Annotated in this window: 8 protein-coding genes; 3 read left to right on the top strand and 5 right to left on the bottom strand. The window is 49.6% G+C overall.

Features of this window, described 5'->3' with window-relative positions:
- Nucleotides 1–8: 8 nt before the first annotated feature.
- The 4 genes from araA to GWC95_RS05860 all read right to left on the bottom strand — a co-directional run bounded on the left by araA (nt 9) and on the right by GWC95_RS05860 (nt 4,725).
- Entirely contained in the window at nt 9–1,502 is a 1,494-nt protein-coding gene (gene araA, locus GWC95_RS05875) for an L-arabinose isomerase (protein WP_161817763.1), read from the bottom strand.
- A gap of 27 nt (nt 1,503–1,529) precedes the next feature.
- Nucleotides 1,530–2,228 carry an L-ribulose-5-phosphate 4-epimerase gene (locus tag GWC95_RS05870; RefSeq protein WP_161817762.1) on the bottom strand — a complete coding sequence of 233 codons (699 nt, stop codon included), beginning with the start codon at nt 2,226–2,228 and terminating at the stop codon, nt 1,530–1,532.
- Between the two features lie 22 nt (nt 2,229–2,250).
- Nucleotides 2,251–3,930 carry a ribulokinase gene (locus GWC95_RS05865; protein WP_161817761.1) on the bottom strand — a complete coding sequence of 560 codons (1,680 nt, stop codon included), beginning with the start codon at nt 3,928–3,930 and terminating at the stop codon, nt 2,251–2,253.
- A gap of 81 nt (nt 3,931–4,011) precedes the next feature.
- Complete coding sequence (locus GWC95_RS05860) at nt 4,012–4,725, bottom strand: NUDIX hydrolase (protein WP_317164094.1); 714 nt, start codon at nt 4,723–4,725, stop codon at nt 4,012–4,014.
- A gap of 178 nt (nt 4,726–4,903) precedes the next feature.
- On the opposite strand from GWC95_RS05860, the gene GWC95_RS05855 reads away from it, so the two are divergent.
- Together GWC95_RS05855 and GWC95_RS05850 are read left to right on the top strand one after the other, a co-directional pair.
- The gene (locus tag GWC95_RS05855; RefSeq protein WP_202630229.1) at nt 4,904–6,061 is read left to right on the top strand and encodes an aldose epimerase family protein; all 1,158 of its coding nucleotides are present in this window, start codon (nt 4,904–4,906) and stop codon (nt 6,059–6,061) included.
- A 33-nt stretch (nt 6,062–6,094) separates the two neighbouring features.
- Nucleotides 6,095–8,647 (top strand): alpha-L-arabinofuranosidase C-terminal domain-containing protein, encoded by a 2,553-nt coding sequence (locus GWC95_RS05850; protein ID WP_161817759.1) that lies wholly within the window; start codon nt 6,095–6,097, stop codon nt 8,645–8,647.
- A 7-nt stretch (nt 8,648–8,654) separates the two neighbouring features.
- Here GWC95_RS05850 and GWC95_RS05845 read toward each other — a convergent pair whose 3' ends face one another.
- A complete protein-coding gene (locus GWC95_RS05845; protein ID WP_161817758.1) occupies nt 8,655–9,557 on the bottom strand; it encodes an AraC family transcriptional regulator in 903 nt (300 codons plus the stop codon).
- A 262-nt stretch (nt 9,558–9,819) separates the two neighbouring features.
- Here GWC95_RS05845 and GWC95_RS05840 point away from each other — a divergent pair, with 262 nt between their 5' ends.
- Nucleotides 9,820–12,129: a glycoside hydrolase family 31 protein gene (locus tag GWC95_RS05840; protein WP_161817757.1), complete on the top strand. Its 2,310-nt coding sequence runs from the start codon at nt 9,820–9,822 to the stop codon at nt 12,127–12,129.
- The last annotated feature ends 33 nt before the right edge of the window (nt 12,130–12,162 follow it).

The following is a 12,162-nucleotide window of genomic DNA, read 5'->3' as shown; positions in this document are numbered from 1 at the left end:
TTGTGTTTTTACCGTGCATAGAACATTTCGTTCCAGCGCAGTTCGTTCTTGAATTGGTATAACCTTGTATCGTTATTGATCAAAACATACTCAATTTCCGCCATACCCGCAAAATCTTCCATCTGCTCCGCACTGATGTTTTGAGAGTAGGAGGTATGGTGCGCGCCTCCTGCAAGTATCCAGGCGGCACAACCGGTGTTCATGTCCGGATATGGTTTCCACAACACACGCGCCACCGGGAGGTTCGGCAATCCTGCAATGGGCGCCACCGAAACCACTTCGTTCACAAGCAAACGGAACCGGTTGCCCATATCAATAACCGATGCATTGATCGCGGGGCCGGGGCCCGAATTGAATACAAGCCTTACAGGATCTGCCTTTCCGCCAATGCCCAGCGGGTGTATCTCGCACGATGGCTTGCCATCCGCGATCGTCTCACAGATCTCGAGCATGTGTGCGCCGAGTACCATTGGGTTATCGGGATTGAAATGATAGGTATAATCTTCCATAAAGGAAGTGCCGCCTGCCTGCCCGCTTCCCATCACCTTCATCGCGCGTACAAGCGCAGCTGTTTTCCAGTCGCCCTCACCCGAAAAGCCGTAACCCTTTGCCATCAGGCGCTGCGCTGCAATACCGGGCAGTTGTTTCATGCCGTGCAGATCTTCAAACGTTGTTGTGAACCCTTTGAAACCACCTTCTTCCAGGAACGACTGTATGCCCAGTTCTATCTTTGCTGCATCGTATAAAGAAGATTCCTGTGCGCCACCTTTCTGCAGGGCAGGCGCTATGTTATAACTCGCGTGGTATTCTTCGATCAGTGCGGTAATCTCACTTTCTTTCACTGCGTTGATCACTTCTACAAGATCGCCCACACCATACGTGTTCACCGAATAACCGAATTTAATTTCCGCTTCAACCTTGTCGCCCTCGGTTACCGCAACATTGCGCATGTTGTCTCCGAAGCGCGCAAACTTTGCCTGCTGCCAGTCGTTCCATCCCGCAGCCGAACGGATCCAGTTGCAGATCCTTGCGATGGATTGGCGGTCCTGCCAATGGCCCACCACCACCTTGCGGTTGAGCCGCATCCTCGTCATGATAAAACCAAACTCCCTGTCGCCATGCGCACTCTGGTTCAGGTTCATAAAATCCATATCGATCGTGCTCCAGGGAATATCGCGGTTGAATTGTGTGTGCAGGTGAAGCATGGGCTTGTTGAGGATCTTCAGTCCCGCGATCCACATTTTTGCAGGCGAAAACGTATGCATCCATGTGATCAGGCCGATGCATTTTTCCTCTCGGTTGGCTTCCTGGCAAATGCTGTAGATCTCCTCCGCTGTTTTTACGGTGGGCTTGTAAATTATTTTTACCGGCATCTGCTCATCCGCATTCAGCGAATCGGCAATTGTCTTTGAATTGGAGGCAACCTGTTTCAGCGTTTCTTCTCCATATAAATGCTGACTTCCGGTTACAAACCAGACTTCAAGCGTTTTAAGATCGGTCATGTGCTTTGCTTTTTTTTGATATTGAAATTATTGGCCGTAGTAAGAATGCGGCCCGTGTTTTCTTTCGTAGTGTTTCCTGATCAGCGAATCTTTCAAAGGAGCCGCCGCGGGATAAATTGTTTGCGTAAGGAAAGCCATCTTCGCCACTTCTTCCAGCACTGCCGCATTGTATACGGCCTTGTGCGCAGTGGCGCCCCAGGTAAAAGGGGCATGGTTGCCGACCAGTATCATTTCCAGTTCTCCCGGACTTAAATTCCGTTCTTTAAAACAATTGATGATCTGGTAGCCGGTTTCATGTTCATAGTCGCCCTTGATCATCTCATCATCCATCGGCGGTGCACAGGGTACAGGAACGGTGGCATGATCCGCATGCGTTGTTCCATACACGGGTATGTCCTGCAGCGATTGCGCCCATGCTGTTGCATAAGTAGAATGCGTGTGCACAATACTGCCGATGCTGTTCCATTCCTTGTATAATACTGCATGCGTTTTTGTATCGGATGACGGGCGCAGCGATCCTTCAATCGTATTCGCATCAAAATCCACGATCACCATTTGCTCCGGCGTGAGGTCTTTATAAGGCACACCGCTGGGTTTGATGGCAAATACCTGTAAGTCTCTGTCTGCAACGCTCACGTTGCCAAATGTAAAAAGCACAAGCCCCAGTTCAGGCAGCTGCATATTGGCATCGTAAGCCGCTTTCTTCAGTTCTTCAAATTTTCCCATGTTGTTTTTTGATCGGTGTCTGTTATAATTTATTGCTGTTTTGTTCAATGAATGCGCCTTGCTTTTTATACTGCGCATAGCGCAGATCGTAGATGGCCGCTTTGGCAGCATCGGCTTCATAGATGGTGTCAAAACCCTGGCCCATGTGCAACATCGCATCTTCTGTTTTTTTGTATACGCCTGCCGCTGTTGCAGCAAACATCGCAGCGCCGAGTGCGCAGGTCTGTTCGCTTTTGTGAATGCGGATGGGCCTGTTCAATACATTGCTCAACACCTGCATCACATAAGGTGCGCGTTTTGCAACACCACCCAGGCCGATCACGCCTTTTACGGGCACACCTTCCTGCTCAAACCTGTCTATGATCATCCGCGCGCCAAAACAGGTGGCTTCAACAAGCGACCTGAAAATTTTTACAGCATCGGTAGAAAGGCTCAGCCCGTTGATGCTGCTTTTCAGGAACTGGTTTGCATCGGGTGTCCTTCTTCCGTTGAGCCAGTCGATCGCGATCTCGTCTTTTTCATCCGGGTATAACAATGCGGCTTTCGCCGAAAGTTGCGGCAATAGTTTTTCCGATAATTCGTCGGCCAGTTTGGTTTTTGTTTCCTCATCGATCAACGACGATGCGCCGATGAGTTCCTTCACCGGCTGAAGCAGCATGTTCTTGAACCACGCATACGTATCGCCGAAAGCGCTTTGCCCTGCTTCCAAACCGATCATGCCGGGGATCACCGATCCGTTCACTTGTCCGCAGATGCCTTTCACCAACGTACCACCCAACTCTTCGGTGGGCGCAACGAGTATGTCGCAGGTAGAAGTGCCCATTACGCGGCTCAGGTAATACGGTTCGATCTGCCCGCCAACGGCGCCCATGTGTGCATCAAATGCGCCAACGGCAACAACCACGGTTTCAGGAAGCCCCAGTTTCGCGGCCCACTCTTTCGAAAGCGTGCCCGCCGGTTGATCGGAAGTGTAGGTGTCTTTTCCCAGCGTATCCACATAACCCTTGAGCAGTGGATCGAGTGAAGAGAAAAAAGGATCGGGTGGGTAGCCATTGAATGCTTCGGCCCACAATCCCTTATGACCCGCCGCGCAAACACTTCTTTTCAGTTGCGAAATGTGGGTGCCACCGGTAAGAAGAAAAGGGATCCAATCGCAATGCTCCACCCACGAATAACAGGCCTTCCGCACAGCCTCGTCTTCGCGCAGCACGTGGAGCAGTTTGGCCCAGAACCATTCAGATGAATAAATGCCGCCTACGTATTGCAGGTAGTTGACATCAAATTTCTTTGCATGCTCATTGATCTGCGCCGCTTCGGGAAGGGAAGTGTGGTCTTTCCACAACACAAACATGGCATTCGGATTCTCTGAAAATTCGCTGAGGAGCGCAAGCGGCGTGCCTGCTTCGTTCACCGCAACAGGAGAGGAGCCTGTTGTATCCACGCCTATTGCGCAGATCTTTGCTGCTATGTCGGGGCCCGCTTGTTTTACGCAGGCCGTGATGGTTTGCTCCAGTCCTTCCACATAATCCAGCGGGTGCTGGCGGAAGCGGTTTTCTTCGTCGTTGCAGTACAAACCCTGTTTCCAGCGAGGGTAATAAAATACCGCGGAAGCAACCGTATCCCCATTGTTCGTGTTCACAACAACTGTGCGTACGGAGTCGGTTCCATAGTCCACTCCAAGTACATAAGAATCTTTCCTCATCGACAAAAATCGTTTTTGTAATTCGTGTCAAAATAACACTTTTAAATGTACAAATAAAAAAAGGAAAAAATATTTTCCTTTTTAATTGATAATATTTCCCGGGTTCGGGATCAGGTTGAGGATGGCATGGAAGTTGGTGGCATACTGTTTTTTATCGAGCTTATAATAATAGGCTCCTTTTTTTGAGCTCTCTTTTTCTTTGTCTTTTTGTTTGATGAGCAGTTTGGTGGAACGCAGTTTGCGGCTGAAATTGCGTTTGTCGAATTCCGTATCAAATATCGACTCGTACAGGATCTGCAACTGCGGAAGCGTAAATTTCTCCGGCAGCAATTCAAAAATAATCGGGTGGAAGGCGGCCTTGTAACGCAGTTTCTGCTTGGCCATCTTTACCATATCTGCGTGGTCGAAGATCAATTTCGGGATCTTGTGTATCGGGAACCACTCCGCATGGTAATCTGTGTTCAGCTGTTTTTCATATTTATTGATATCGATCAAGGCAAAATACGCAATGGATACAGTACGTTCAATAGGATCGCGGTCCACATTGCCAAAGGCCAGCAACTGCTCCATGTAAACGCCTTCCAGGCCCGTAAGCTCTTTCAGGATCCGCGCAGAACCCTTGTTAAAGTCTTCGTTCTTCTGGATGAACCCACCCATAAGACTCCATTTGCCCTTTTCATATTCCAGCCCCCTCTGTACAAGGAGAAGTTTCAGCTCGTTGCCGTCGAAGCCAAAAATGATACAGTCGATTGCCACGAGTATGCGTGTCTGTTTGTGATACCTTACCATGCCCATAATCAGTGATTGGTCAGATAGCAATTTACAATAATGCACGAAATGATTGCAGGAAATAATAAGTGTTTTTTGGACAATTAATAATTACTCCTTATTTTGTCTTTGCTATACCGGTGCAGATACCCGCCGCCCGGCGCCTGTTTGCCCGTTTTTTTCACGATTGTAAAGCCTTATGCTTATGAAAAACTTAAGTATCCTCCCTGTTGTTGGCCTGGCCCTGCTTGCGGCCGGCTGCCAGTCTGAACCATCCGCGCCCGCTGCCGCCCTGGGTTCCATCGATACCGTTGCGCTTAAAAGAGCGTATGCCGGCGAAACAGAAGGCAAGGCCGTTTCCATATATTTCCTTCGCAATGCCGCACAGATGCAGGTTGCGATCACCAATTTCGGTGGCAGGGTAGTGGCGCTGCAGGTGCCTGGTAAAGATGGTAAACCAACCGATGTGGTAACGGGTTACAACAACCTGAAAGATTACCTCTCCCAGCCAGAAGCTTATTTCGGCGCCATCATCGGCCGATACGGCAACCGCATCGCCCGGGGGAAGTTCCAGCTTGATGGCACAACGTATCAACTGGCGGTTAACAACGGCGTGAACGCACTCCACGGCGGCCCGAAAGGTTTTCACAACCAGGTTTGGGATGCCTCGCAACCGGATGCCCATACGCTTGTGCTGAACTACATCTCAAAAGACGGTGAAGAAGGATACCCCGGGAATCTTTCTGTGCAGGTTACTTATAGATTGTCTGAAGACAACCAGCTCAGGATCGACTACGAAGCAACCACCGATAAGAAAACCATTGTGAACCTCACCAACCACAGCTATTTCAACCTCAACGGTGATGGCGACTCAACCATTCTTGATCACGTGCTTACCATCAACGCCGATAAGTTTACGCCTGTAGACTCAACATTGATCCCAACAGGTATCCTTCAGGATGTAAAAGGAACGCCGTTCGATTTCACTACGGCGAAAGCCATTGGCAAAGACATCGGCGCATCGGATGCGCAATTAAAGAATGGCCTGGGCTACGATCACAACTTTGTGCTGAAACCCGTTGCTACGGCTGGTTTACGTGAGGCTGCCGTTGTATATTCACCCAATACCGGTATCCAGTTAACGGTATTGACCACCGAGCCCGCCATCCAGTTTTACAGTGGCAATTTTTTAGACGGAACGCTCCAGGGAAAATCAGGAAAAAAATACATGCACCGCTCCGCGTTCTGTCTTGAAACACAGCACTACCCTGATGCGCCCAACCAACCATCCTTTCCGTCAACAACACTCGAGCCTGGAAAAAAATACCAGACCTCCACTGTATATGCTTTCGGAAAGCATTGATCAATACAAAATCAAAACATTTAACTCAAAAGCATGTTGCGTTCAATACTCGTAACCGCCTGCGTTGGTTGTGCCCTTGCGTTGCCGGCACAGCAACATGCGGTCTTAAAAGTTAATGCGGGAGAAGTTAAGAATACCGTTGCGCCTACGCTGCATGGTATTTTCTTTGAAGAGATCAGTCATGGTGGCGAAGGTGGTCTTTACGCTGAGCTCATCCAGAACCGCGGTTTCGAAGAGAGCCGTATCCCGCCCGGTGCGGTTGTGGTTAATGGAATGCTTGATGGCAACCCGCAGAAAAAGCCGCATTACAATCTCAATGGCAAAGCAAGCAACTGGAAAATGCCATGGCCCGTGCAAACAGATTTCCCTTATTGGAAACTGGAAACGGGCTTGGGCGCTGATATTTCCCTGGCGCTTGACAAAAACGATCCGCTTACTGCAGAAACACCGCAATCTGCACACCTGTCCATTAAAAAACTTTCCGCGGGTAATAATTATTTTGCCAACGAGGGGTTCTGGGGTATTGATGCAAAGAAAGGTGAAACCTACGACCTCAGTTTTTATATGCATTCAGATGGTTCGTACAAAGGCCCCCTTACTGTATTGCTGCTTTCACAAAACGGTTCGGTCATTGCTTCGCATACTTTTACACCTGCACCCAGGAACGAATGGAAGCAATACAGTTGCGCATTGGTTCCTTCCGCCAGCGATGGCAAGGCGCGGTTTGCTTTTTCATTTGGCGGTACGGGAAACATCTGGTTTGATTTTGTTTCTCTTTTCCCACGCAAAACATTCATGAACCGGCCCAATGGTGTACGTGCAGATCTCGGGCAATACCTTGCCGATCTCAAACCCGCATTCGTTCGCTGGCCCGGTGGCTGTTTCGTGGAAGGCATCAATGTTGAGAGCGCGCCCAACTGGAAAACATCGATCGGTAAACTCGAAAAACGCCCCGGAACCTTCAGCGTATGGGGCTATTGGTCGAGCGATGGTTTCGGCTTCCACGAATACCTCCAGTTTTGTGAAGACATCAAAGCCGACGCGCTGTATGTTTTCAACGCCGGTGTTTCCTGCGAGTTCAGGAGCGGCACCTTCATCAAAGACGAGGACCTGCAACCGGTGATCGATGATGTGCTGGATGCGCTTGAATACGCAGTGGGGCCCGTCACTTCCAGATGGGGTAAACTGCGCGCGGCAAACGGCCATCCGAAACCGTTTCCTTTAAAATACATTGAAGTGGGCAACGAACAGCACGGCCCGTGGTATGCACGCAGGTACAACCGTTTTCACGAAGCGATCAAATCAAAATACCCCGGCATCAAGATCATTTCAAGCATGGGTATCGGCGACATTAACAAGCGTACGCTCGACAGCATCAAAACAACTGATATGGCCGATGAGCACGCTTATAAAGGAGCTTTCTGGACATTCAACAATTACGATCATTTCGACAAATACAAACGCGGCGATTACGAAGTATACGTTGGCGAATATGCAACCAATGCAGGTGTGGGCGCCGGTAACATGCTTGCTGCATTGAATGATGCGGTATACATCATGGGTATGGAGAACAATGGCGACCTCGTTAAGATGTCGAGCTACGCGCCACTTTTTGAAAATGTAAACACAAGGCACTGGCCGGTGAACCTGATCAAATTCAAGTCTGACAGCAGTTTTGCCCGCATCTCGTATTACACCATTCAACTGATGAACCGCCAGCGGGCGGATAAAAACCTGCCCGTTAGCTTAAGCATTAAAAAGCCGGAAGATCCCAAACCACGCAATACGGGCGGCATCGGGCTGGCCACATGGGATACACAGACCGAATACAAAGACATTGAGATCGTACGCGATGGAAAACAGCTTTACAAAAGCGATTTTGTAAACCGCCCCGGAGAATGGCAATCCGTACGTGGCAACTGGCAGGTACAGGATGGCGCCATTGCGCAGACGGTGCAAGGCCCTCAACGGCTCATGCTGTTGAAAGATAAGACCTTCGACACCTATACCCTGAAATTGAAAGCGCGGAAGACGTCCGGTACAAACGCCTTCATCATCCCGTTTGCAGTGAACGGCAAGACCATGCTGCGCGCGCACATAGGCGGGCTGGTAAACAACAGTTCAATGTTTGAATTGGTGATGGATGAATCCGTATCAAATGTATCAGCGCCCAGGCGACTGCAAAAGCCGATCGAAACAGGAAGATGGTATGATGTACGGTTGGAAGTTGGTAAAGAAAAAGTGGAGTGCTATCTCGATGACCAATTGTTGATGACTTACACAGAGCCCCCGAAATTCATAACGCTTGCAGGGCGTGATGCCAAAAGCGGGGATCTGATCATCAAAGCGGCCAATGTTTCGGACGAGGCCTATACAACGGATATTGAAATTGAAGGCGCCACACTTCTCAACGAAGAAGGAACCGCATTCACGATCTCTTCGGATGCACTTGATGCGGAAAACAGTTTTGCAATGCCAAAAAAATACGTGCCTGTCCGGTCTGCGTTTAAAGGTGTCGAACCTAAAAAACTGCGCTATTCCTTTCCGAAATATTCAATAACGGTATTGAGGATAAAAGCAAAGTAACCCCGGGCTAATGGTCCGCCGGTTCTTCGTAGGTACTTTTAAAATAATGATCCATGTACTCGCGTGGAGATTCGCCAACCACCGACCTGAAAACGCGGTTGAAATTGGTGATGGTGTTGAACCCGCAGTTATAGGCGATGCTTGAGATACTTACGCTGTGTAAATCCTGCATCGTCAGCTTTTTGCAGGCTTCGTTTATACGCACTTCATTCAGGAAAGAAACAAATGTATGCTGTGTTCTCTTCTTGAAATACCTGCAGAAGGCCTGCGTTGTCATGTGCGCCTGTTTTGCCACATCTTCCAGCGTGATCTGTTTTGCATAATTCGCCATGATGAAATGGTAAATATTACTCAACCTGATCCCATCGTGCTCGCTCACCGTGTTGAGCGCGGTGGAGCGCGACAGTTCTTTTAACCTTGCGATCGTTGAAAATCTTTTCAAGAGATCGACAAAAGCGATGAGCTGGTCCATTCCGTTCGATTTGCTCACTGCCACCATCTTTTGCGCCACTTCATCCACGTGCTTATCCGGGACCACGAAACCGTTGCTGTGTTTCTGGAGGAACAAAACGGCTGCTTTCATTTCTTCAAGACTGAAGAGATGGCTCAGTTTGCCATTGGGATTGAAATGTATGGTGAGCGACTCTACCTTGCGTTTGCTTTTTGATTTGAAATAAACAGGATCGCTCTTGAACACATGCGGTTGGTTGGCGCCAAGATAATAGATCTGGTTGCTGCTGAAAGGATGCATGTTGTTGTCTACCACCAGCGTTCCTTCTCCTTTTTTGATCCAGGTGAGCTGGATCTCGTCGTGCCTGTGCAGGTGGGGATAAAAATGCGGCAACACCTCATGCCGTAGAATGATGTTCTTATTGCCTGCTACCGGTATCGTGAACTGTAACACTTTCATAGCGCGAATCGAAGGACCTGTGGGTCATCACGGGTCAATAATAACATAAATTTACTTCGGAAAAAATATTTATTGTCAAAAAGACAATTAAAGTAAACCTAAATGTTTTAAACGGTTGGAAGCAGGGATGGCAAGCAGGATAAAATACGGGCAGCAAAGGATAAAATCGGAGACCCCTGCTTTTTTGTTCCGGGTTACATTGGTGTCAGGATTACATTTATAACATGCCCCGCATCCCACGCGCGGCAATAATGGTTTGCCTATGCGATCGAGATGGTTTGCACTGTTGATTTCCCTGGTGGCTGCTTCTCATACCCTGCGGGCGCAACCGCTCACTGCCTCGGGCGCCCCGGCTGAACTGCGGTTGTACCGGATCAGCAACAACTGCATACGGTTGATGCTCGCGCCGGTTTCGTACGAACCCGCAACGGGCGATAACCCATCGTTGGCCGCGGCGGCATACACCATACCACTTGCACGCATGCGTTCGATCGATCGTGAAAAGGTGCAACGCATTGGTGATCTGACGGTGCACATCACGCCATCTCCTTTGACGATCCGCATTTCCAACAAACAACAAAAGCTCGTACAGCAGCTGGTGTTTGAGAACGATGGGTCGGTTTCGTTCCTGCTGAACGGCAACGAGAAAGTGTTGGGAATGGGAGAGGGCGGTCCTAAACCGGAACGCGGGTTGAACTGGCGTTTGCAAAACGTTCAGTTCGACAGGAGGGGCCGCATAGACAGCATGCAACCCCGCTGGCAGGGCGATGCATACGGATCGCGCAACCCGGTGGCCATGCTGACCGGCACGAGTGGCTGGGGAATTTTTGTTGCGGCGCCATGGGTGCTGGTAGACCTGCGTCAGGAAACAAAAGGTAAATTCATTCCTGCACAGGTAAGCGTAACAGCGCAGCCGCAGAACGAAAAGAACCAGGGGCAGAACATGGGTAAAGGGTTGCCACCGGCAGATAAGATCATACCGGGTTTGTTCGATGTATTTGTTTTTGATGCGCAGGATCCATCGTCGATGATGCGTGATTTTTCCCGCATCACGGGCCCGGCGGCCCTCCCGCCCAAATGGGCGCTGGGTTATATGCAGTCGCACAGAACGCTCGAAGAAGATGCGCAGATGAGCGGCATTGTAGACACATTCCGCCAGAAAAAAATCCCGATCGATGCGGTGATCTACCTGGGCACAGGTTTTACGCCGAGCGGATGGAACAAGACACAACCTTCGTTTGAATTCAATCCCGAAGTATTTAAAAATCCTCCCTCAAAATTTTTTGATGCGGTTCACGGCAATAATGTGAAGGTGATATTGCATATGGTGCCGTGGGACAGGGATAGATTGCCAGGTCTTCATGGATCCATTCCCGCAAAACCCGGAGAAACCAAAGACGCATCGCATATTGAAAACTACTGGAAACAGCACGAGCCGCTTGTAAAAATGGGCGTTGATGGTTTCTGGCCCGATGAGGGCGACTGGTTCAATCTGCATGAACGCATCAAGCGGCACCAGTTGTATTACCAGGGCATGTTGTTGTCGCAACCCGGTAAGCGCCCGTGGAGCCTGCAGCGGAATGGTTATCCGGGTATAGCGCAATGGGGAGGATGGGTTTGGTCGGGCGATACGGAATCGTCCTGGAAAACACTGGAAGCGCAGATTGCCGTGGGCATCAATTATTCTTTGAGCATTGCGCCGTTCTGGGGATCGGACATTGGCGGATTTTACCCGAACGAAACCTACAGCGGCGAAATGTATGTACGCTGGCACCAGTTCGCCTCCTTCAATGCATCCTTCCGTTCGCATGGCCGGTCGTGGTGGCTCCACCTGCCATGGGGATGGGGACGTGAAGCGATGGGGCCCGCAGAAAACAGGGCCATACCGCCACGTTCTGCCATGAATAATTTTGCCGTAGAACCGGTGATCAAACAATACAACGAACTCAGGTACCGGCTCATGCCTTATACATACACGTTAGCCTGGCAGGCAAGAGAAACAGGAATGCCCATGATGCGTGCATTGTGGCTGCATTACCCGAAGGATGAAAAAGCTGCGGGAACCGGCGACCAGTTTCTCTGGGGAAAAGACATCATGGTGGCGCCGGTATATGAAAAAGAGGCACAGGTGCGTAAGCTCTACCTGCCCGCGGGTATTTGGTACGACTGGTGGACGGATAAAACCGTAACAGGCGGAACAACGATTGCGAAACAGGTAGACCTCGCAACAATGCCGCTTTATATACGGGCAGGAGCCATCCTGCCGGTAGATACCATCCGCCAATACACAGCCGAGCCGGTGAGGGCCGCACTTACGATCAAAATATATACAGGCACCGATGGAGAATTTGTTTTGTATGAAGACGATGGCGAAAGCACAGATTACCTCAGGGGAAAATACGGATTGACAAAATTTACCTGGAACGAAAAACAAAAGAGGCTCACCATCGAATCACCCAAAACAAATACTGCCGCGCCTGGGGCAAGAGTATTTGATATTGAATGGATAGGGTATGGAAAAAAAGAAAGGGTGAGGTACGATGGTAAGAGATCGGTTGTTTCTTTGCAGTAACAAGTTTGTTGCGTTGCTTTACCGGGTATCAAA

It is taken from the genome of Sediminibacterium roseum (assembly GCF_009939005.1).
Lineage (GTDB): Bacteria > Bacteroidota > Bacteroidia > Chitinophagales > Chitinophagaceae > Sediminibacterium > Sediminibacterium roseum.
Note: the sequence above shows the minus strand (reverse complement) of the source record. Positions and strands in the feature narration are given on the sequence as shown.